Source organism: Bifidobacterium sp. M0307 (assembly GCF_016100445.1).
Lineage (GTDB): Bacteria > Actinomycetota > Actinomycetes > Actinomycetales > Bifidobacteriaceae > Bombiscardovia > Bombiscardovia coryneformis.
The window spans coordinates 307,655-327,813 of sequence record NZ_JACFSL010000001.1; the positions used below are offsets into that span (position 1 = coordinate 307,655).

Annotated in this window: 18 protein-coding genes, 2 tRNA genes and 1 pseudogene; 14 read left to right on the top strand and 7 right to left on the bottom strand. The window is 58.4% G+C overall.

The window, feature by feature from the left end:
• Positions 1-31: 31 nt before the first annotated feature.
• The 3 genes from pepN to H3V08_RS01145 all read left to right on the top strand — a co-directional run bounded on the left by pepN (position 32) and on the right by H3V08_RS01145 (position 4,921).
• Entirely contained in the window at positions 32-2,656 is a 2,625-nt protein-coding gene (gene pepN / locus H3V08_RS01135) for an aminopeptidase N (protein WP_198181329.1), read from the top strand.
• Positions 2,657-2,831: 175 nt separating this feature from the next.
• A complete protein-coding gene (gene glmM, locus H3V08_RS01140; protein ID WP_198181330.1) occupies positions 2,832-4,208 on the top strand; it encodes a phosphoglucosamine mutase in 1,377 nt (458 codons plus the stop codon).
• A gap of 50 nt (positions 4,209-4,258) precedes the next feature.
• Positions 4,259-4,921 (top strand): peptide deformylase, encoded by a 663-nt coding sequence (locus H3V08_RS01145; RefSeq protein ID WP_198181331.1) that lies wholly within the window; start codon positions 4,259-4,261, stop codon positions 4,919-4,921.
• On the opposite strand, the gene H3V08_RS01150 is transcribed toward H3V08_RS01145, so the two are convergent.
• Positions 4,907-5,575 carry an SOS response-associated peptidase gene (locus H3V08_RS01150; RefSeq protein ID WP_198181332.1) on the bottom strand — a complete coding sequence of 223 codons (669 nt, stop codon included), beginning with the start codon at positions 5,573-5,575 and terminating at the stop codon, positions 4,907-4,909. The two genes, H3V08_RS01145 and H3V08_RS01150, sit on opposite strands and share 15 nt — an antisense overlap.
• Positions 5,576-5,903: 328 nt before the next feature.
• Between H3V08_RS01150 and H3V08_RS01155 the strand changes: the two genes are divergently transcribed.
• A complete protein-coding gene (locus tag H3V08_RS01155) occupies positions 5,904-7,022 on the top strand; it encodes a zinc-binding dehydrogenase (RefSeq protein ID WP_051875599.1) in 1,119 nt (372 codons plus the stop codon).
• A 133-nt stretch (positions 7,023-7,155) separates the two neighbouring features.
• On the opposite strand, the gene H3V08_RS01160 is transcribed toward H3V08_RS01155, so the two are convergent.
• Positions 7,156-7,860 carry a DUF4391 domain-containing protein gene (locus H3V08_RS01160; RefSeq protein ID WP_198181333.1) on the bottom strand — a complete coding sequence of 235 codons (705 nt, stop codon included), beginning with the start codon at positions 7,858-7,860 and terminating at the stop codon, positions 7,156-7,158.
• 361 nt (positions 7,861-8,221) lie between these two features.
• Here H3V08_RS01160 and H3V08_RS01165 point away from each other — a divergent pair, with 361 nt between their 5' ends.
• Positions 8,222-8,425 (top strand): hypothetical protein, encoded by a 204-nt coding sequence (locus H3V08_RS01165; RefSeq protein ID WP_033498764.1) that lies wholly within the window; start codon positions 8,222-8,224, stop codon positions 8,423-8,425.
• A gap of 133 nt (positions 8,426-8,558) precedes the next feature.
• Positions 8,559-9,230, top strand: a complete 672-nt coding sequence (locus H3V08_RS01170; protein WP_232340042.1) for an endonuclease III domain-containing protein — start codon at positions 8,559-8,561, stop codon at positions 9,228-9,230.
• Between the two features lie 64 nt (positions 9,231-9,294).
• Here the strand turns inward: H3V08_RS01170 and H3V08_RS01175 are convergent, their stop codons facing one another.
• Positions 9,295-9,987 carry an L-ribulose-5-phosphate 4-epimerase gene (locus tag H3V08_RS01175; RefSeq protein ID WP_045921936.1) on the bottom strand — a complete coding sequence of 231 codons (693 nt, stop codon included), beginning with the start codon at positions 9,985-9,987 and terminating at the stop codon, positions 9,295-9,297.
• A 265-nt stretch (positions 9,988-10,252) separates the two neighbouring features.
• Between H3V08_RS01175 and H3V08_RS01180 the strand changes: the two genes are divergently transcribed.
• From H3V08_RS01180 to H3V08_RS01190, 3 genes are all read left to right on the top strand, one after another.
• On the top strand, positions 10,253-11,248 hold the full coding sequence (locus H3V08_RS01180; protein ID WP_198181334.1) for a glycoside hydrolase family 43 protein: 996 nt from the start codon (positions 10,253-10,255) through the stop codon (positions 11,246-11,248).
• A gap of 87 nt (positions 11,249-11,335) precedes the next feature.
• Positions 11,336-12,625, top strand: coding sequence for an oligosaccharide MFS transporter (locus H3V08_RS01185; protein ID WP_198181335.1), 1,290 nt, complete (start codon positions 11,336-11,338; stop codon positions 12,623-12,625).
• 103 nt (positions 12,626-12,728) lie between these two features.
• Positions 12,729-13,742: a LacI family DNA-binding transcriptional regulator gene (locus tag H3V08_RS01190; RefSeq protein ID WP_198181336.1), complete on the top strand. Its 1,014-nt coding sequence runs from the start codon at positions 12,729-12,731 to the stop codon at positions 13,740-13,742.
• 295 nt (positions 13,743-14,037) lie between these two features.
• Here the strand turns inward: H3V08_RS01190 and H3V08_RS07620 are convergent.
• A pseudogene (locus H3V08_RS07620) lies at positions 14,038-14,433 on the bottom strand (DJ-1/PfpI family protein); the annotation flags it as partial.
• Between H3V08_RS07620 and H3V08_RS07625 the strand changes: the two are divergent.
• The 4 genes from H3V08_RS07625 to H3V08_RS01215 all read left to right on the top strand — a co-directional run bounded on the left by H3V08_RS07625 (position 14,388) and on the right by H3V08_RS01215 (position 16,838).
• Positions 14,388-14,675, top strand: a complete 288-nt coding sequence (locus H3V08_RS07625) for a GrpB family protein (protein ID WP_198181337.1) — start codon at positions 14,388-14,390, stop codon at positions 14,673-14,675. The pseudogene H3V08_RS07620 and the gene H3V08_RS07625 sit on opposite strands and share 46 nt — an antisense overlap.
• A gap of 222 nt (positions 14,676-14,897) precedes the next feature.
• Positions 14,898-15,737 (top strand): excalibur calcium-binding domain-containing protein, encoded by an 840-nt coding sequence (locus H3V08_RS01205; protein WP_198181338.1) that lies wholly within the window; start codon positions 14,898-14,900, stop codon positions 15,735-15,737.
• Positions 15,738-16,088: 351 nt separating this feature from the next.
• Positions 16,089-16,161: transfer RNA gene (locus H3V08_RS01210), tRNA-Arg, on the top strand.
• Positions 16,162-16,631: 470 nt separating this feature from the next.
• On the top strand, positions 16,632-16,838 hold the full coding sequence (locus H3V08_RS01215) for a helix-turn-helix domain-containing protein (RefSeq protein ID WP_232340210.1): 207 nt from the start codon (positions 16,632-16,634) through the stop codon (positions 16,836-16,838).
• Positions 16,839-17,703: 865 nt separating this feature from the next.
• Here H3V08_RS01215 and H3V08_RS01220 read toward each other — a convergent pair.
• The 3 genes from H3V08_RS01220 to H3V08_RS01230 form a co-directional block, all read right to left on the bottom strand.
• Positions 17,704-17,776 (bottom strand) — tRNA-Arg (locus tag H3V08_RS01220).
• Positions 17,777-17,950: 174 nt separating this feature from the next.
• Complete coding sequence (locus H3V08_RS01225) at positions 17,951-18,592, bottom strand: excalibur calcium-binding domain-containing protein (RefSeq protein WP_198181340.1); 642 nt, start codon at positions 18,590-18,592, stop codon at positions 17,951-17,953.
• 187 nt (positions 18,593-18,779) lie between these two features.
• Positions 18,780-19,316 carry a GrpB family protein gene (locus H3V08_RS01230; protein ID WP_198181341.1) on the bottom strand — a complete coding sequence of 179 codons (537 nt, stop codon included), beginning with the start codon at positions 19,314-19,316 and terminating at the stop codon, positions 18,780-18,782.
• Between the two features lie 199 nt (positions 19,317-19,515).
• Between H3V08_RS01230 and H3V08_RS01235 the strand changes: the two genes are divergently transcribed.
• Entirely contained in the window at positions 19,516-20,121 is a 606-nt protein-coding gene (locus H3V08_RS01235) for a DJ-1/PfpI family protein (protein WP_198181342.1), read from the top strand.
• Positions 20,122-20,159: the final 38 nt, after the last annotated feature.

Genomic DNA, 20,159 nt, shown 5'->3' on the forward strand with positions numbered 1-20,159 from the left:
TCGGCATCAACCGTATGTGTGAAAGGAAACCATGCCCGGAGCCAATCTGACGCGTGTGGAAGCAGAAGAACGCGCAACCGTCGTATCGAATGTCACCTACCAGGTCGCCCTGGATCTGACCAAGGGCCCCAGGACCTTCCTTTCCCAGGCCACCATCGGTTTCGATGCCGAGCCGGGGGAATCGACCTTCCTTGACCTGATTGCCGATGAAGTGAGCGCGATCGAACTCAACGGGGAGGGTCTCGACCCCGCCCAGGTCTATCGCGACAGCCGTATCGAACTGGCCGGGCTCAAGGAGCACAACCAGATCAAGGTCACGGCCCTATGCGTCTACTCGCGCACCGGTGAAGGCCTCCACCGCAGCGTCGACCCATCGGACGGCAACGTCTACCTGTACAGCCAGTTCGAGGTGCCGGATGCCCGCCGCGTATACGGGGTGTTCGACCAGCCCGACATCAAGGCCACATTCGACTTCACCGTGACGGCCCCCGCCTCCTGGCAGGTTCTTTCGAACATGCCCGCCGTGAGCGAGGAGGCCCTCGACCAGGAGACCGCCCCCGGCACCCTGGAGGGCGGCAAGAGTGAATCCTGCCGTCGGTGGGTGTTCGAAACGACCCCGGTCATGAGCTCCTACCTGACCGCCTTCACCGCCGGACCCTATGCCTCCTGGACCAGCGAGTACTCCAACGAGGACGGTCGGACCATCCCCATGGGCCTCTACTGCCGCCAGGCCCTCAAGGACTCCCTGGCCAAGGACGTCGACTACCTCTTCGACGTGACCAAGAAGGGATTCGCCTTCTACGCCAAGACCTGGGACCTGCCCTTCCCCTGGGCCAAGTACGACCAGGTCTTCGTTCCGGAGTACAACGCCGGAGCCATGGAGAACATCGGCCTGGTGACCTTCCGCGACTCCTATATCTTTGAATCCAAGGCCACGGGAGCCCAAATCAACCGCCGCGTCGAGACCGTCCTGCATGAGCTGGCCCACATGTGGTTCGGTGACCTGGTGACCATGAAGTGGTGGAATGACCTCTGGCTGAACGAGTCCTTCGCGGAGTTCATGTCGACCCTGGCCACCGCCGAGGCCAGCGAGTGGAGCGACGATTGGGCCACCTTCTGCTCCGGCGAGAAGAGCTGGGCCCTGACCGAGGATCAGATGCCCACCACCCATCCGGTGGTGGCTCCCATCAACGACCTGCACGATACGGAAGTCAACTTCGATGGGATCACCTACGCCAAGGGTGGCTCCGTATTGAAGCAACTGGTGGCCTGGGTGGGGCGTGACCAGTTCTTCCAGGGCATTCACCAGTACCTGGTTTCCAATTCCTATGGCAACGCCACACTCAATGACCTCCTGGCAGAGCTGGAGAAGACCAGTGGTCGTGATCTGGGGCGTTGGTCCAAGCTCTGGCTGGAAGAGGCCGGCATCACCACCCTGATCAGCAAGGTCCAGACCGATGCTGACGGGGTCATCACCTCCATGGCCATCGACCAGACGGCCCCCGAGGACCATCCTGTTCTGCGTCCGCACCACCTGGCCGTCGGGTTCTATGACCTGGACGATCAGGGCCGGGTCGTCCGCACGGACCGGTTCGAACTGGACGTGGATGGCGGCCATACCGAGGTGACCGCCGCCCAAGGCAGGAAGCGTCCAGCCCTGATCCTGATCAACGATGACGACCTGACCTATGCCAAGCTTCGCTTGGATCAGGCATCGTTGGACTTCGTGTCCGAGAACCTCTACCGGGTCCAGGACCGTCTGACCAGGGCAGTCATCTGGCTGAGCCTCTGGGACATGACCCGGGATGCCGAGTTCCCCGCCGAGCGCTTCATTGGACTCAGCCTCAAGGCCCTGGCAACCGAGCACCAGTCCACCACCTTCCGCTATGCCCTTTCGCAGATTTCGACCGCAGCCCATCACTTTGTGGCCGGGCGGCGCAGGCAGCCCATGCTCCAGCTTGTTGCCCAGTCGCTCTGGGATCTGGCTCGGAAGGCGGAGCCCGGATCGGATGAGCAGTTCCAGCTGGTTCGCGCCTACCTGGGCTATGGAGACGATCCTGATTTCGAGGAGACGGCCCGTGGCCTCCTGAGTGGTGATCTGAAGCTGGAAGGGTTGGAAATCGACAACAACACCCGGTGGGTCATCATCCATGCCCTGGCCGCCCACGACCTCCTGGCCGATGGGGAGATCGATCAGGAACTCTCCCGCCACGACACCACCGAGAACCGGGAGTTCGCCATGGGGGCCCGTGCCGCCCTGCCTACCGCCAAGGCCAAGGACTGGGCATGGGACCAGGCCCTGAATAACCAGGACCTGACCAACTCCCAGATCGGGGCGGTGGCTGACGGGTTCTCCGGTTCCGGTCAGGAGAGCCTCTTCGATCCCTACGTGGACCGCTTCTTCGGGGCTGTGGATTGGATCTGGGAACACAAGACCTTCCATATTGCGGAGACCCTGCTCAATCCGCTCTCGGCCGGAGGCCTCTACCCGTCCTCGGCCGACCCCCGTGCCCTGGTCGAGGCCGGAGATGCCTGGCTGGATTCCCACCCGGATGCGCCCAAGGCCCTGCGCGGCATGATTGCCCAGAACACGGCAGCATCCCGGCGCTTCCTCAAGGTTCGCTCCTACAACGAGCAACTGAGGCGGAACGACTGAATCCAGGATTCGGGCCGGCTCCCTGTGTACCGGGGGCCGGCCCTTTCCTTTCCGGTGGAAGTGATGTGCAAACCCGCCCGGCCGGAACCGCCCTGTCAGGGTAGGGGCCATAATTAACCTAGCGCGTGGAGATGTGCAGGCTCCCGAAACCTGCATACGGAGTCGGAGGAATGAGATGCCGAGATTATTCGGAACCGATGGTGTTCGCGGATTGGCCAACAGGGCGTTGACCTCGCAGCTGGCCTTGGATCTGGGCGATGCCGCCGTACGGGTCCTGGGCAAGGGCGCCGACAAGACGGAAGGGCGCAGGCGTGCACTCATCGGGCGTGACACCAGGGTTTCCGGTGACTTCCTGGCTTCCGCCCTGGCGGCGGGTATGTCGGCAGGTGGCTTCGATGTGATTGACGTCGGTATTATTCCGACCCCGGGCATCGCCTACCTGACCAGTGTCCTCAACGTAGAGATGGGTGCGGTCATATCGGCCTCCCATAATGCAATGCCCGACAACGGAATCAAGTTCTTCGCACGGGGTGGCTTCAAACTTCAGGATTCCAAGGAGGATGAGATCGAGTCCGTCCTCGGGCAGGACTGGGAGCGTCCGACGGGTGAGGGGGTGGGCCGGGTTTCCCACGACACGGTGACGGCCACCAACATGTACATCGACCACCTGGTCGAGGCGGTGGCGCCCATCAACCCCGACAAGACCCAGACCAAACCCCTGGACGGTCTGCGCATCGTCGCCGACTGCGCCAACGGTGCCACCTCGGTGGTGGCCCCCGAAGCCCTGCGCAGGGCGGGCGCCGACGTGGTGGTCATCAATGCCTCCCCGGACGGTTACAACATCAACAAGCATGCAGGCTCCACACACCCCGAGCAGCTCCAGGCCATGGTACGGGCTTCGGATGCGGCCATGGGTGTGGCCTTCGACGGGGATGCAGACCGCTGCCTGGCGGTCGATGAAGACGGTACCCTGGTCAACGGGGATCAGATCATGGGCATCCTGGCCAGGGCCAAGCAGCGTGAAGGCAAGTTGGCCAACGATACCCTGGTGGTCACGGTCATGAGCAACCTCGGGCTCAAACTGGCCCTGAAAGAGATGGGTATCGTCACGGTACAGACCGGCGTGGGCGACCGGTACGTGCTGGAGGAGATGCTCCGTGGAGGCTACACCCTGGGCGGGGAGCAGTCCGGCCACGTCATCAACAGGGAGTTCGCCACCACCGGTGACGGCACCCTGACCGCGCTGACCCTGGCCAAGGAGGTTGTGCGCTCGGGCCGGAGCCTCAAGGAACTGGCTGCGGACTTCCCCCAACTGCCTCAGCAGCTGATCAACGTGCCCGGTGTGGACAAGAACGCTGCCAGGACCAATGCCAAGGTCCAGGCGGCGGTGGAACGTGAAGAGGAGCTGCTGGGCGCGACCGGTAGGGTGCTTCTACGCCCGTCCGGCACCGAGCCCCTGGTCCGGGTCATGGCCGAGGCCGCCACCCAGGAACAGGCCGATCAGGTCTGCGACCGGCTGGCCAAAGTGGTTGCCGACGAGCTATCCCTCTGAAGTCCGGACCGGGTAATCGCCCGTCTGTCTGAAATCCTGGAAAGGCCGCCATGTTCGGAAGAAACGCCAAAATCGACACCGCCCTCAATCATCAGGTCGATGCCCTGCTCTCGGATGCCGGGAGGAGGGGAATCCTGCCTATCGTCCAGATGGGGGAGCCTGTGTTGCGTCAGAAGACCGAACCCTATACCGGGCAGCTCTCCAAGAAGACCCTGGGCCGACTGGTCGAGGTCATGCATAGGACGATGCTGAATGCCCCGGGAGTGGGTTTGGCAGCTCCGCAGATTGGCCTGGGTCTGGCCATTGCGGTGGTCGAAGACCATCTGCGCGATGACGAAGACGACCCCCGGGAGATTGCCGAACTGCCGTTCATGACCATCATCAACCCCTCCTATGAACCTGTGGGGAATGCCAGGACGTCCTTCTACGAAGGTTGCCTTTCGCTTGAGGGGTACCAGGCCGTGCGCGGCCGCTGGCTCGACATCACCGCCAGCTGGCAGGATGAGACGGGCAAGAACCACCAGGAAACCATGCACGGATGGCCGGCCCGTATCTTCCAACACGAGACCGACCATCTATCCGGGGAGGTCTACATAGACCAGGCCGAGATCCGCAGTCTCTCCTCGGACGACAACCTGAGTGAGTACTGGGCTTTTGATCCCATACCGACCGAAGCCGCCGAGGAGCTGGGATTCGCCTTACAATCTGAGTGAGATGTCGTCAGCCAACTGAGGCCCGTCGCCCTTGAGAGGGGCGACCTGGTGCTGGACAAGCCTGGCCGACGATTTCCGCCCCAGATCTACGGCTTGGGTGAATACGTCCGAACCATCCAGACCGGTGTCAAGCCATGCATCCGCGTTTGCTTCGGTAATCAGCAAGGGCATGCGCTCGTGAACGAGTGCCGCCTCACCCTCGGCCTGGGTCGTCAGGATGGTGGCTGTCAGTAGCCAGGGGGAGTGCTCATCCTTACGCCACCAGGAATAGAGCCCCGCAATGGCCAAAGGCGATTCATCGGGGGACTGGAAATAGAAGGGCCGGTGGTCCTTGGTCCACTCGTAATAGCCGCTTGCAGGAATGATGGCTCGTTGGCACCGTGCCGCATCGGCATAGGTCCGCTTGGTCAGGGCCGTCTCGACCCGGGCATTGTGGGTCGGGTAATCCAGATGGTCGCTGACGGACCATGATGGTATGAGGCCCCACCTGGCAGGATTGAGGTGGCGGATACCGTTCCTGTCCTGGGCGATAATCGCAATCGTCGCCCCGGGTGCGATGTTCCAAGACGACTTGGGAAGATTCGGTGCCCGCTGGGCCTGGTACTGCTCTGCCAGGCGGGAATAGTCAAAAGCCGCCGAGAATCTTCCGCACATGATTCCATAGTAGGTGATGGGCCCCGCGGGTCAATCGGATGGCACGGATGCATCGGAAAATACCGATGATGGTTGAGTTTCCGCAACCCTCGGGATGGGGTTGGCGCTACCGGGCGATGCATCGATTCCCGGTGTTCGGGGGAGTGTGTCTTCCATAAACGCCGGGGTCGGTAATGACGGTCCGCCGGAGCCGGCGAGATAGAATTAGAGTGTGCTGGCGGGTTAAGTTCGCTTGCGGGAATAAGCACACAAGCAGCGTTGCTGACACGATGTACCATGTTTCGCGCCGACGGGAAGCCGGCGCATAGTAGTTGACTAAGGAGACGATATGCCTCAGAAGATCAAGGCCTCGGTGGCCTATGGTATCGGTAAGGGATTCGCTCAGCCCGAGGAGATCATCATCGACGACCCCATCGGTGCGGAGGTGCTGGTGGATGTGAAGGCTTCCGGCCTGTGCCATTCGGACCTTCATTTGGTGGAGGACGATGACAAGTTCTTCCCCTTCCCGGCAGTCATCGGCCACGAGGTGGCTGGAGTTGTGGAGGCCGTGGGGCCCGAAGTGTCCGGAATCAAGGTGGGCGACCATGTGGTGGCCTCCCTTGAGCAGGTCTGTGGACACTGCGCCAACTGCCTCAAGGGTCAGCCCCAGTCCTGCACCCAGCAGCAGGAGTGCGTGCGTGGCGAGGGGGAGAAGCCCCGCCTGTCCTTCCCCGACGGTCGGCCCATCACCCAGGCCTTCGGTACTGGCGGGTTTGCTGAAAAGGCCCTGATTCACGAGAACCAGCTGGCTGTGGTCAACAACCAGGTCAAGTGGGACGAGGCCGCCTGCATCGGGTGTGCCACCATCACCGGTGCCGGGGCGGCCATCAACACGGCTCACGTCCGCCCGGGCGATACCGTGGCTGTGATCGGAACCGGCGGCATCGGTCTGAACATCATCTCCGGTGCCAGCATTTGCGGTGCAAAGAGAATCATCGCCATCGACGTGTTCGACAACAAGCTGGAATTCGCCAGGAAGTTCGGCGCCACCGATGTCATCAACTCCAAGAACGAAGACCCGGTCGCCAAGGTTCGTGAACTCACCGACGGCGGCGTGGATGAGGCCTTCGAGGCCATCGGTCTGCAATCGACCATGAAGCAGGCCTGGGACATGCTTGGCGTCGGAGGCACTGCCTTCCCGATTGGTCTGGCCAAGCCTGATGCCACGATTTCCCTGGAAATCAACCCTGCTGATCTCCTGGTGCATCAGCGTGGATTCAAGGGTGTTTGGATGGGATCGACCAATATCAAGCACGACATTCCCATGTATGCCGACCTGGCCGTCGATGGGCGGCTGAACATGCACGATATCGTCAGCCAGCACATCAAGCTCAGCCAGATTGATGAGGCCTACAAGCAGCTGGTCAAGGGCGAGGTCATCCGTTCCGTCATCACCGATTTCGACTGAGCGGCTCGGCGTCGTGGGTCGTGTCTCGTCCCTCATGCCTACCTGAATCGGAAGGGGGGTGTCGGATGCGCAACTGCATCCGACACCCCCCTTGCCTTACCCGGTGGCGGCTGTCGTTCCCATGTCCCCGGGCTTACTTGCTCTGAAGTTCTTCGAGCTCGGCGCGAACCTTGTGGAGCTTGGCATAGATCGCATTGCGGTCCTGGGTGGATTTTGCCCGCCCATGGTCTCCTGCAAGTTTGCTCTCCTCGTTGAGCAGGGCGGTGATGCGCTCGCGTTTGGCGATGCACTGGTCCAGATCCCCGCCGTCAGTGGTTCCCAGGATTACCTGGGCGCAGAGACTGTCCCAAAGGTCGTCCATGGTGGATCCACTGACCTTGAGTCTGGCCCCATCGATGGTCTGGGTCCGGCCCAGGTGCGTTGCATATTCCTGCTGATGGCCGGGTCGGGTCGGGAGTGCGCGGCGAAGGGCCATGGTGCAGGCGGTCCTCCCCTCCGAGGGATGGATGCAGACGAAGATGATTCCTGAGGAGCGTAGAGAGGCGATGCGGTCCAGGACATCGACCGGTACATCCTCACTTTTCAGACCGATGGCCATGACCAGGACCTCGTGGCATCTGATTCCGTCCGCCAGGCCTGTTGTGGCGGGGCGCAGGAGCGAGAGCATGGTAATCGAATCAACCTTTGTGGTGAAATGCTGCCTGAGCCTGGATGATGCCGGGGGCTTGGTGATGAAGGCCTGGGCGGGCAGGTGGCTCTTGGCTTCGGGGATGGCCGATGTGGCCGGCAGGCCGAGACTGGCGGCGGAAACACCTTCGTGGTTCGCAATAGTCATCATTGGCCTTTCTCTGGTTGTTCGGGACTGGCGCCCGCTTGGCTGAATGCCATTGTATCCACAGGTTTTCTGTCCGGGCGGAAACCGTCCGGTTTCAGGCCCTTCTGCTAACCAGGCTGAACGTGAGGTCTTCGGCCTTCGTTTTTCACGCTCAAGGAGCCAAACCGGCCCTGGTCGGGGAGCGTGTATCCGCACAACTGTATGGCTGCTTCTGGGCACCGGTGCCGGGTGCACTTAGAAGGTGAAGGTATTCGCCCTGTCGAAGGGAAGGCGTTTCGGTGTTTTACAAGAGCGGTTGAAGTGATTAGAACTGGAAATGGAAGTAGCCTTCGGCATCGTGTTGCCGCATACAAAGGAGTGGGATATGGACGAAATGACCTTGGTGGACAGGATGAGCAAGCTGCAAACCATCGACGAACTGGTCGACCTTTCCAAGGAGATCGGTAAGCCTCTCTCATACAACGATGCCGACAAGCTCTTCGGCAGGATCAACCAGTGCCAGAACGATGCCGCCGAACTCAGCGGTGACACCGTGGCCAAACTGGCCAAGGAGGCCTTCGACATCTGAAGTGGGGTCGTGACGATTCCGAGGCGTTCGGCGACCCATCGACTATCGATAAGATACATGGGTGACGACGGCATCTTCTATGCCCGAACCGGCTGTAGTGAGGATTGTGAGAGTCCTCGGAAGGGGCATGCCCATGGTTTCCTCGATGAATCAGGACCGCACAGCCGCCAGACAGCTGTATAAGCTCCTGCTCAAGAGATTCGGAAGGCAGGACTGGTGGCCGGCGGAATCCCATTTCGAGATGATGGCAGGTGCCATCCTGGTCCAGCACACTGCCTGGCGCAATGTCGATACATCCCTGCGTGGGCTCAAGGCTGCGGGTCTGCTCAGCCAGGGGGCCCTGGCGCAGGTTTCCGAGGAAGAGCTGGCCTGCATCGTCCGACCCAGTGGGTTCATGAAGTCCAAGAGCCGCGCACTCAAGGGCCTTGCCTCTTGGCTCGTGAACCGGGGTTATACCGAACCTGACATGATGCCCAGCCGTGATCCGGATCTCAGGGAGGAACTCCTGGCCCTGCCTGGCATCGGAAATGAAACCGCGGATGTAATCCGACTGTATGCCTTTGGGCAAAAGTGCTTCATCTGGGATGCCTACGCTCTCCGGATGCTGCGCGCTCTGGGCTTGGCGTCTTGGAGGAACTACGACCAGGCCCTGCGCCACCAGGGGGAGTTCATCGACCTGGACGATTTCACGCTTACTGAGATGAAGGAGTACCACGGGCTGATCGTCACAGCCGGTAAGGAGGCTGGACAGTCGGGTGATTGGGATTTCCTCACCACTCAGACCAGTGAGGCTTCTGGCCGGTGATGTGAGCTCGCCGATTCGGTGCACTCGTTTTCCGTGTGGTGGTGGTCCGGCCGGCCCGTGGTGGTTAGTGTTGTCCGTAGATGTTCTGGTATCGGTTGTTGAGTTTGGTGATGTCGTCGGGGTCGAGGGGGATGGGGGTGCCTATCTGTTCGGCGGCCCATACGGTGTGGGCGACCTCTTCGGTCATGGCTGCGGCCTTGACGGCGTCCTCGGCGTCCTTGCCGATGGTGAAGGGGCCGTGGTTGCGCATGAGGACGGCGGGGCATCCGGGGTGGTCGGCGAGGGTGTCGACGACGCCTTTGCCGATGGCTTCGGATCCGATGAGTTCGAAGGGTCCGACGGGGACGTCGCCGCCGAATTCGTCGCCCATCATGGTCAGGGCGCAGGGGATGCTGCGGCCGGTGGCGGCCCAGGCGGTGGCGTAGGTGGAGTGGGTGTGGACGACGCCGTGGACGTCGGGCATGTGCCGGTAGATGTAGGCGTGGGAGAGGGTGTCGGAGGAGGGTGCCTCGGTGCCGTCGACGACGTTGCCTTCGAGGTCGGTGACGACCATGGAGGCGGGGGTGAGGTATTCGTAGCGCACCCCCGAGGGTTTGATGACCATGAGGTCGGCGGTCCTGAGGCGTTGGGAGACGTTGCCCGCGGTCCAGACGACCAGGTTCCATTTGAGCAGCTGCTCGTGCAGGGTGGCGACCTGCTCGCGCACCTGCTTGACCTCGGCACGCACCTCAGACGAAAAATCAGCCAAACCAGCCATAACTCACTCCTTTGTTCGATATGGGACCATTGTATATGGTTTTGTGTGTTAGCGATAACAACGCAGTCATCATATAAGATTCCGTGGATTGGCATGGGAGTGTTGCGCCTGGGTTGGTGTGAGGGGGCGACCTGATCAATCCGATTTGCCTGCCGGGTTCGGACTGTATATAATTCCAGACTGAGACCGGTCACAGTGAAGTTGGGCCACAGAGTCCGAAGGTGGACGGTCGAGAGATTCATGCGAAGGCGCAGAAAGGAAACCAATGACGGAGATACCCAATCCCATCGTCCTGCAGAGGGCGGATCCCTATGTCATACGGTATAAGGGGACTTACTACTTCACCGGCTCATACCCGGCGTTCGATCGAATAGCCCTGCGCAAGGCCTCGAGATTGGAGGACCTGCAACAGGCCGAGGAAGTCATGATCTGGAAGAAGCATGAGACCGGTCCCATGAGCCACCTGATCTGGGCTCCGGAGCTGCACAGGATTCAGAACAAGTGGTACATCTACTTCGGCGCCGCCCCCAACGACGGGCAGTCCGATGATACCTTCAACCATCGGATATTCTGCCTGGAAAACGAGGCCGAGGACCCTACCACGGGAACCTGGGTCGAGCGCGGCAAGGTGGAGACCGGTATGGATACCTTCAGCCTGGACGCCACCAGTTTCGAACTCAACGGGAGCCAGTACCTGGTCTGGGGTCAGCAGGACCTTGATATTCCCGGTCATTCCAACCTTTACATCGCCCGTATGGAGAACCCCTGGACCCTGGCCACGACCCCGGTCATGCTGGCCAAGCCCGAATACGATTGGGAGTGCATCCGCTTCAAGGTCTGCGAGGGACCCGCGGTCATCACCCATGACGATCACATCTACATCACCTATTCGGCCTCCGGAACCGGCCCCGAATATGCCATGGGCATGCTCACCGCCGACCTGGATGCCGACCTGCTCGACGCGGCCTCCTGGAGCAAGTCTCCCAATCCGGTCTTCACCACCAACGCCGAGGCCCATATGTACGGGCCGGGTCATAACTCCTTCACCAAGGCGGAGGACGACGTGACCGATGTCATGGTCTACCACGTACGCAACTACACCGAGATCGTGGGCGATCCGCTCTATGAGCCCAATCGTCAGGCTTGCGCAAAGACCATCTCCTGGGGTGCGGAAGGTCCGATTTTCGGCAAGCCCGAGGCCATGTCCCGCTGGACCCCCACCACCACCGAGGTTCTTCCCCCGGACGGTTCGCACGAGTAGTTCCCCTATGTACAGGCGGACGGCCCGACGGCCCGTCCCCACGGACAACAATCAACGTTTCAATGTCAAAAGGCAGATGAGATTATCATGAAATCACTACGCAGACCAGTATTCTGGAATTTCGGTCTTCTGTTCTTCTTCTATTTCGCCACCTGGCAGCTGTCGGCCACGTTCCTGCCCATGTGGCTGCAGGATACCGCCGGCATGAATGCCACCCACATCGGCATGCTGAACACGATTGCAGCCGTCGGGGCCCTGATCCTGCAGCCCATCTTCGGTCCCTTGCAGGATAAACTGGCCCTTCGCAAGAACCTCTTCTACTTCGTGGTCATCTGCATACTGTTCGTGGGGCCCCTCTTCAACTGGGTCTTCCTTCCGCTGATTCACTTCAACGAGATTCTCGGCGCAATCGTGGCCGGTGCCTATCTGAGCCTCTGTCTGAACGGCGGAGTGGGTATCGTCGAGGCCTACAACGAACGTTCGTCCCGCGCCTATGACTTCGAGTACGGCCACGCCCGACTCTTCGGTTCGCTCGCCGGTGCCTGCGCCTCATTCGTGGGCGGGTACATGTACTCGGCCAACCCCTCATCCATCTTCTGGGGCATGACCTTCTGCGGCGCCGTCCTGATCGTCCTCCTCAGTCTGGTCAAGGTGCCCAAGGACGCCATGGAGCGCGCCGAGGGTATCGACGATACCGAAGTGGGCGACAAGGAGGAGCTGGAGATCACCAAGGAGGACTTCGCCCGCAACACCTGGCGCAACCGCAGCTTCTGGGGTCTCGTCCTGCTGGTTATCGGTTCCGCCACCATGTACGACGTGTTCGATCAGCAGTTCGCCAACTACTTCTCGAAGATGTTCGTCGAATCCAACATGGGCAACCTGGCCCAGGGCGAAGCCCTCTTCGCCAAGGTCGTGTCGGTGCAGATCCTGCTTGAGGCCTTCTTCATGCTCTTCATGCCCGCTCTGATCAACAAGATCGGTGCCAAGACCGGCCTGATCATCTATGGTTCCATCCTCTTCATCAGGGTCCTGGGCTGCGCCTTCATCGCCAGTGTTCCCATGCTGATCTTCTGGCGTCTGCTCGCCTCCCTGGAGATGCCCTTCATGCTGGTCTCCGTCATGAAGTACATCACCAGGATCTTCGATAAGAAGATGTCCGCCACGGTATATATGTACGGGTTCGGCACAGCCAAACAGATCGGTGTTTCCATCTTCTCGATCGGCATGGGTGTGATGATCACCTCCATGGGCTTCAAGCACGCCTACCTGGTGCTGGCCGTCGTCATCGCCGTGCTCATCCTGCTCGGTTCCTCCCTGATGCGCTCTGACACCAAGGTCATGCGTGCCACGGAATCAGCCAAGGCCGTCGCCGACTGACCTTTTCTTGCGGGATGTATCATAAGATGGCCCCTTGCTCGGATGGAGCGAGGGGCCTTCGCATGGTTGCCGGGACGTCCGGTCGGTGCAGGAAAGGTGGGGTATGCGGGACAAGCCGATGACCATCAGGGATATCGCGAAGGAGGCAGGGGTCTCCAGGGCGACGGTATCGCGCTTCCTCAATGGGGGGCACTGGGTCAGCGAAGAGTCGGCCAAGCGTATCCAGGATGTCATTGACCGTACCGACTATGTAGCCAATGAGCGGGCCCGATCCCTGGCCACGGGACGTTCCAATTCAGTGGCCTTCCTGCTCGGGGAGCCCCAGGAGCTCCTCTTTGCCGATCCGAACTTCTCCACCCTGCTCAGGTCCATTGCCGATGAGCTGGGCCGCAAGGGCATGTCGCTGATCATGATGACGACCGACAATGAAAACGAGAACAGGCGCAACCTGAAATACCTGCGCGGCGGGCACGTCGACGGGGTGCTTCTCGTTGCCTGGCATCTCGGCGTGCGCAAGGGGCTGATTCACTCCCTGCATGCCATGGAGATGCCGGTGGTCGTTGCCGAGTATCCGAGTGTCGACAGCGACTCCACCAGCTATGTGCATGTGGACGACTACCGTGGTGCCATCCGCGCCACCCGGTACCTGGCTGAATGTGGTGCAGGTTCCATAGGCATGATTGCCGGCCCTGAGGGGCCATCAGGCACCCTGGCCCGTGTACGCGGATATCGCGATGTGGTCAAGGACATGACGGGGGAGCCGGCCTGGATAGAGCACGGCGATTACTCCAAGGACAGCGGGCATGACGCCGCCCTGCGTCTTCTTGACCGTGCCCCGGACCTGGATGGGATTTTCGCCTCGTCGGATCTGATGGCTGTTGGTGCCATGCAGGCCTTGAGGGAGCGAGGCAAGAGTGTGCCGGGCGATGTGCAGGTGATCGGATTCGATGATCAGCCCCTGGCCCAGATATCCGAGCCGCCCCTGACCACTATGCGCCAGCCTTTCGCGGAAATCGGCAAGCGCATGGTCGATCAGCTGCTCGTTCTTCTTGAGGGCGGTCTTCCGGTAGGCACCACCCTTCCCCTTGAATTGATTGTTCGCCAGACCACTCGCTAGGGGAACGGGCGAACGGGGAACCGGATACCGGCCTGCTCTGTTCTGACTCAGTCTGAGTCGGCAGTGTTTTATCGGTACCTTTGACGGGAGGGATATCCTCTACAGGGTGGTTCTTCTGTATCGGTTCTAGTGAGTATTGGACCGGGAGAAGGGGGGGGGCGAAATTCGAATTCCGGTTGCGGATGTATTCCATTTCAGTGGTTGCCTGGTCCGCGGCATCAGAGCCTACCAGGTCCTGGACGAAGGAGAGGGCCATATCAATACCAGCAGAGATGCCTGATGAGGTGCGGAAGTTCCCATCGACAATCCAATGAGCATCCCGAATCCAGGTGACTCGATCACTCACACTGGTCACCCAGTCAAAGGTCAGGCCGTTCGAAGCGGCTCGGCAACCGTCCAACAAGCCTGTGGCTGCCAGCAGGGCCGACCCCGTACAGACGGTCAACACCCGTGAAGCCTCGGATGAGAGTTCTCTGAGCCGATCCAACCACTGACGGTCCTTGCTGAGGGGACGTGTGCCATCGCCACCGGGGATGAGGAGAACCCTGTGACGGTCAATCTCGTTCGGGACTACAGCGGAGACTGGAACATGACCTGCCCCACACCTCCTCCAGGTAAGGCCGACTGCGGATATGAAGCGAATCGTTGAAAAATTGGAAAGCGCCGGTTGGTTCGTCATGTACCAAGACATCAGTCAAGGCGAAATCGACCTCAACAAGGGGCTATACGGAAGACGGGTTCACCGACAAGGTCTATCGTCTGTACGTTAAGCGGCTTGGAGATTGGGACGAACTGGTTTTCCGGGACTATCTCGAAAATCATCCGAAGGTGGCAGCTGACTATGCGGCGCTCAAACTCGACCTACTCTCAAAGTTCAAGTACACCGCACCGCCTACACCGAAGCCAAAACCGCCTTCATTCGTACTATTGTAAAACGGGCCAGAGCCGGCGAATAAGGGTCCGTGGTCATGTAAAGGACCGGTGGTGCGCTTGCTGTAACTTGCGGGCGCAGTGATGTTCTTCGACTGATTTGAGTTCCGCATCTGGCCCAGGCCGTTCCCCGTTTGCTATATCATGGCATACGAAACTGCGCAAGTGTAGTTATTGACTTGTGCAGGTGAGGAGGATAACAAAGGGGAAAGGACTCCGCTCATCATGGATGATGAAACAACCACGCTGCCGACCGCTCAGGACGATACAGTAAGTCGGAAGTGCACGCAGTCAACACCACCGCCCGAGCGGAACAAAGAAATCAAACGGTTGCCAAAATCAGGCAGGAAATCCTCGTGGATAGCTGTGCTTGTAACTATCCTCCTTGCTATAGGTACTGCTTCTTGCAGCGAGGCAAAACCGACGGAATCCCTGGGACACCAAGATCTGAGTGTCAAATACGTCGGAACTAGGGAAGATCCTAAAGAAACACGCGTGGAATTCGAACGCGCCAAAACTAATCTGGCAGTTGCCTCTGATAAAGAAGACAGCTGGAACGTGGAGCAGGTAGCGGCGAAGGCCGAAAAGAAGGCTGATAAGAAGAAGTCGGGAAAGAAGAAGTCCGGAAAGAAGAAGTCTGGTAAGAAGAAGTCTGGTAAGAAGAACTCCGGTAAGAAGAAGGCTGATAAGAAGAACTCCGAGAAGAAGAAGGAGAAGAAGAAGGCTGAAAAGAGGAAGGCCGAGAAGAAAAAAGCCGAAAAGAAGAAAGCCGAAGAGGAACGGGCAGCCAGGGAAAGGGCCGAACAGGAACAGGCGGCTCAGCAGGCTGCTGCTGAACAGGCGGCACGGCAGGCAGCTGAACAAGCGGCTCAGGAGCAAGCTCGTCAGGCTGCTGAGCAGGCGGCACGGCAGCAAGCCCAGATGCAGGCTCCTGCTCCGGATGCAAATGTGGTCTATCCGAACTGTGCCGCGGTACGTGCCGCAGGTAGAGCTCCCCTGTATGCGGGGGAGCCTGGATACCACCCCGCACTTGATCGCGATCACGATGGTATAGCCTGCGAATAACGGACAAGGAGTCCGGCTATTTCAGTCCGGTCAGAGTGCTGCCGAGGTTCTTTGCGGCGAGTACTCTGACCGGGTTTGTGTTTGGATCAGTTTATTGCGGTCTATGTCTGATTAACGACTCCATATCCGGTTGAACGGTTGAATGTCTATACCGCTTAATTGAAGAACATGCCAGGTGAAACAGGTCTCCCGTTCTTCTTGGCAGGCAAGAAGAACGGTGGGTGACCTTCATTGAATTAAAGGCAAGGCGTGAGTGTATGGACGCTCCGCGAGAGTGCAAGTGCTTATCCAGCTTCACTGAACACGGGACCTCACAACCTGGACGCCAGGCGTGGTACAGTAGTACGCGTTGCCCCGGTAGCTCAGGAGATAGAGCACTTCTCTCCTAAAGAAGGTGTCGTGCGTTCGAATCGCATCCGGGGCACTCTGACGACTCAGGCATAAGGAAATACCTGGGCATTGCAGCCCCTGCCGGAGTCAGTGAACCTTGTTGTATACCCATCCTGTTGATTGTCTTCATCATGGAATCATCCATAAGCGCCTCGGGGGTGGTGTCCAAAAAGTTGGCTGTATTGACCAAATCAGGAACCGACCACTGGGTTTTCCCGCTCAGTTTTACGGATATGGTGGAACGGCGCACTCCGAGGTAATCCGCCAAGCTCGACTGGCTCTTGCCGGTGGCGGTCAGCATGACTTTTACGTTGAAGGAAATAACGTTCTCCACCTGATTAGGATCGAGTCGCGTCACTTCCATTTCTTGCACTGAACTCATTGCACTTCCTTCTACTATGTCCTTGTGATAGCAACACTTTACATCACAACTAGCGTTTCTTCCAGTTCAACACTCTTTTGTTCAATATGAATGAACTAGTACATGCTGGCGTGAACACGAATATGAAGCAGTGGCTAGCTGATCAGCATATTTCTTACAGGGCTCTGGCTCGGATACTTCGTATCTCTTCCTCGTCAGTCTGCAAGAAAGTAAATGGAAGCGTCAGTTGGCAGGCAGACGAGCTGCATACATTGAACAAGCAATTCGGCTTTTCTGCTGATTTTGTTCTCGGCTTCTGCGACAAGGCAAAGGTTCTTCAGCCTGTATGAGATACGGCTTCCCGTCTAATGCAGATAGGAAGCCGTAGATGAAATGACCGAAGGTACATCCAGACAATCTTGGCGGAGCGACCGGATGCGCCTGCTGACATTTCACGGGAGGTCTCTTGGTCGTCAAACCAGGGGCTCCTTTTGATATCAGTCAGTTTTGGCTAGCGGGCTGTCACTAATGCCAATGACAAAATCGGACGATAAACCGAATAACCGATGAAGGGCAATCAAGTCGCTTTGCTGCCAGGTGGTATTACCTCGCACTTTATTGCTTACGTTCACAGGAGTCTGGTTCAGCATCCCGGCAAGAGCAGAATAAGAAAGGCCTCTACTCTGCATCCAGTGGTACATGTTTGACATAGCCGCTCACTTTGCTTGTTAACTGACATTTAAACAGTAGAGCAAAATTTTGATTTTGTGCAAACCAGGTGTTTAGATGATAAAGAGCAATTCGTTCTGTTAAGCAGATTGAGTGGAGTGATTCACAATGAGTACCGCGAGTATAGAGGCTGTGCAAGAGACCTCGTACGATCATGCAGATTATGAAGACCAGGTGCTTCGTTTCAACATAAAGATGCTGCTCGCCGCTTCTCCCAGCATTAATCAGACGAGCCTCGCCAAGCTTTTCCATATCACGACGGCGGGAATGTCATACAAACTCAACAGACCAGGCCGCTTATCTTTCAAGGATGTAATCCTTATCGCCGATGAATTAGGCACCTCAGTACAAGCCCTGATGGACGATTCCATCTACCGGCGCATGACGGAATGGGGTCAGGTAAACCAGAAGGGTACAGAAATAGGTAGTCAGGACCTAGTTGCAGAGAGCAAAGCTAGGTATTTCGTTATGCCTGAGTCTTCAGAGTGCCCCGGATGCGATTCGAACGCACGACACCTTCTTTAGGAGAGAAGTGCTCTATCCCCTGAGCTACCGGGGCAACGCGTACTACTGTACCACGCCTGGCGCCCGTGTCGGGAGGCTCCGTGTTCTGGGAAACGGGGCACTCCGTGAACCCTGCAACCTGAATGCCTGGAAATCCGGTCAGAGCACTTGCCATGAGGAATCTCGGCAGCACTGTGACCGGACTGAAATATGCAGGTTTCCTTACCTGTTATTCGCAGGCTATACCATCGTGGTCGCGATCGAGTGCAGAACGATACCCAGGCTGCCCTGCATAAAGAGGGGCTCTGCCAGCCGCTCGTACCGCATCGCAGTTTTGATAGTACGCATACGTATCTGGCGCAGGAGCCGACATCTGGGATCTCTGCTGAATTTGCTGTTGGGCCTGCTGTTGGGCCTGCTGAGCCGCCTTTTCCTGCTCGGCCTTTTCCCGCTCGACCCGTTCTTGCTCGGCTTTTTCCTGCTCGGCTTTTTCCTTGGCTGCCTTCTCCTCTGCCGCCTTCTTCTCTTCCTGCTCCTTATCCCACATATCCGCTTTCTGCGAGGCCGTCTTCAAATCGCTCTTGGCGCTATCAAGCTCCATGCGCATTCTTTGAAGTTCATTCTGGGTATCGGAGTACTTGGCACTCAGGTTTTTGTATTCATGAGATTCAGTAGGTTTTGTCTCGCCGCATGAGGCTGCACCTATACCAACAAGAAAAGCCACAAGCGAAGTGGCCCACGGGAACCTCTTCCCGGATTCTGACGGCTGCTTTGAATCCTGAGGCTCCTCCGGAGAGGGCGATGACGGCGTTGACTTTCGATTTACCGTACTGGTCAGGATTTTCGACATTCTTTTTGTTACATCATCCATGATGGACAGAGCCTTTCCCCTCTGTTGATCCCCTTCGACCTGCAGCGAGTCAATTACAGCACTTGCGCAGTCCGCATACCATAATACCGGAAACAGGATGCGAGCCGGACCGGCAGTACTTGAGGTGAAGCTACGCCCACAAAGCGGGACCGCATGCACTGCCGGCTCTCTACACCACCACGGCCCCTTATTCGTCGTTCCTGGCCCGCTTTACAACATTACGAATGAAGTCTGTTTTGGCTTCGGTGTAGGCGGGGCGGTTGTATTTGAACTTTGAGAGCAGGTCGAGTTTGAGCGCCGCATAGTCAGCTGCTACTTTCGGATGACCTTCGAGATAGTCCCGGAAAACCAGCTCGTCCCAATCTCCAAGCCGCTTAAGGTGCAGATGGTAGACCTTGTCGGCGAATCCGTCTTCCGTATAGCCCTTGCTGAGGTCGACTTCGCCTCCACTGATGTCTTGGTACATGACGAACCAGCCCGCGCTTTCCAGCTCTTCAACGATTCGCCTCATATCCGTATTCGGTCTTACCTGGAGGAGGATATCCACAATTGGCTTGGCCAACAACCCAGGAACGGAGGTACTGCCAATGTGGTCGATCCTGCTGATTGCATCCCCCAATGTGCTGAGCAGATTCTCTTCTTCCTCCTTGTAATAGTCCTCCCACACATCTTGGTGCTCCACAAGCTCAATGGGAAACAAGCGCCATAGTTCTTCCTTGCTCATTTCCGTCAGCCGTTTCCTTGTCATGACCAGCATCCCCCCGCTTGGTAGATTGGATATCAGCCCAGAGACTATGCCTCATAGGCTTGATAGGGTAATCATAAGTTGCACCTGCCGGTTTCGGTGCAGGTCTTTTCCACGGCAAGGAAGTCATAAGTCCAGATTTCTTGATTGCGGACACCGGACGCGAGGAGCCTAACCAATGGATATGAACATCAACATACTGTTGTTCGAGGAATTCGAACCTCTTGACGTCTTCGGGCCTTTCGAGGTTTTCTTTAATACCCCTAGTGTCCGAACCCGGCTCTTCTGCCTGGATGGGCCGCAGGTGGTGTGTGGGGCAGGTCATGTTCCGGTCTCCGCCATAGGACCGAACGAGATTGACCATCGCGGGGTTCTCCTCATCCCCGGTGGTGATGGCACACGTCCCCTCAGCAAGGACCGTCAGTGGTTGGATAGGCTCAGAGATCTTTCATGCGAAGCCTCACATGTGCTGACCGTCTGTACAGGGTCGGCCCTGCTGGCAGCCACAGGCCTGTTGGACGGCCGCCGAGCGACTTCGAACGACCTGGCCTTCGACTGGGTGACCAGTGTAAGTGATCGAGTCACCTGGATTCGTGATGCCCGCTGGACGGTAGATGGGAACTTCCGCACCTCATCAGGCATCTCCGCCGGTATCGATATGGCCCTCTCCTTCATTGAGGACATGGTCGGCCCTGATGCCGCGGACCGGGCAACCACTGAAATGGAATACGTCCGCAACATGGGCTCGAATTTCGACCCCTTCTCCCGGCCTGATACTCACTAGGACCGATACGGATGAACCACCCTGGCGAGGACATCGTA

What these genes read in the sequence shown, in the direction of transcription:
- H3V08_RS01160 (WP_198181333.1), bottom strand. Translation starts at nt 7,860, where the DNA reads ATGATGACTATTGCGAACCACGAAGGTGTTTCCGCCGCCAGTCTCGGC.
- H3V08_RS01175 (WP_045921936.1), bottom strand. Translation starts at nt 9,987, where the DNA reads ATGGCTGGTTTGGCTGATTTTTCGTCTGAGGTGCGTGCCGAGGTCAAG.
- H3V08_RS01205 (WP_198181338.1), top strand. Translation starts at nt 14,898, where the DNA reads ATGGATGATGAAACAACCACGCTGCCGACCGCTCAGGACGATACAGTA.
- glmM (WP_198181330.1), top strand. Translation starts at nt 2,832, where the DNA reads ATGCCGAGATTATTCGGAACCGATGGTGTTCGCGGATTGGCCAACAGG.
- pepN (WP_198181329.1), top strand. Translation starts at nt 32, where the DNA reads ATGCCCGGAGCCAATCTGACGCGTGTGGAAGCAGAAGAACGCGCAACC.
- H3V08_RS01215 (WP_232340210.1), top strand. Translation starts at nt 16,632, where the DNA reads ATGAAGCAGTGGCTAGCTGATCAGCATATTTCTTACAGGGCTCTGGCT.
- H3V08_RS01180 (WP_198181334.1), top strand. Translation starts at nt 10,253, where the DNA reads ATGACGGAGATACCCAATCCCATCGTCCTGCAGAGGGCGGATCCCTAT.
- H3V08_RS01170 (WP_232340042.1), top strand. Translation starts at nt 8,559, where the DNA reads ATGGTTTCCTCGATGAATCAGGACCGCACAGCCGCCAGACAGCTGTAT.
- H3V08_RS01190 (WP_198181336.1), top strand. Translation starts at nt 12,729, where the DNA reads ATGCGGGACAAGCCGATGACCATCAGGGATATCGCGAAGGAGGCAGGG.
- H3V08_RS01145 (WP_198181331.1), top strand. Translation starts at nt 4,259, where the DNA reads ATGTTCGGAAGAAACGCCAAAATCGACACCGCCCTCAATCATCAGGTC.
- H3V08_RS01235 (WP_198181342.1), top strand. Translation starts at nt 19,516, where the DNA reads ATGGATATGAACATCAACATACTGTTGTTCGAGGAATTCGAACCTCTT.
- H3V08_RS01185 (WP_198181335.1), top strand. Translation starts at nt 11,336, where the DNA reads ATGAAATCACTACGCAGACCAGTATTCTGGAATTTCGGTCTTCTGTTC.
- H3V08_RS01230 (WP_198181341.1), bottom strand. Translation starts at nt 19,316, where the DNA reads ATGAGCAAGGAAGAACTATGGCGCTTGTTTCCCATTGAGCTTGTGGAG.
- H3V08_RS01225 (WP_198181340.1), bottom strand. Translation starts at nt 18,592, where the DNA reads ATGGATGATGTAACAAAAAGAATGTCGAAAATCCTGACCAGTACGGTA.
- H3V08_RS01155 (WP_051875599.1), top strand. Translation starts at nt 5,904, where the DNA reads ATGCCTCAGAAGATCAAGGCCTCGGTGGCCTATGGTATCGGTAAGGGA.
- H3V08_RS01150 (WP_198181332.1), bottom strand. Translation starts at nt 5,575, where the DNA reads ATGTGCGGAAGATTCTCGGCGGCTTTTGACTATTCCCGCCTGGCAGAG.
- H3V08_RS01165 (WP_033498764.1), top strand. Translation starts at nt 8,222, where the DNA reads ATGGACGAAATGACCTTGGTGGACAGGATGAGCAAGCTGCAAACCATC.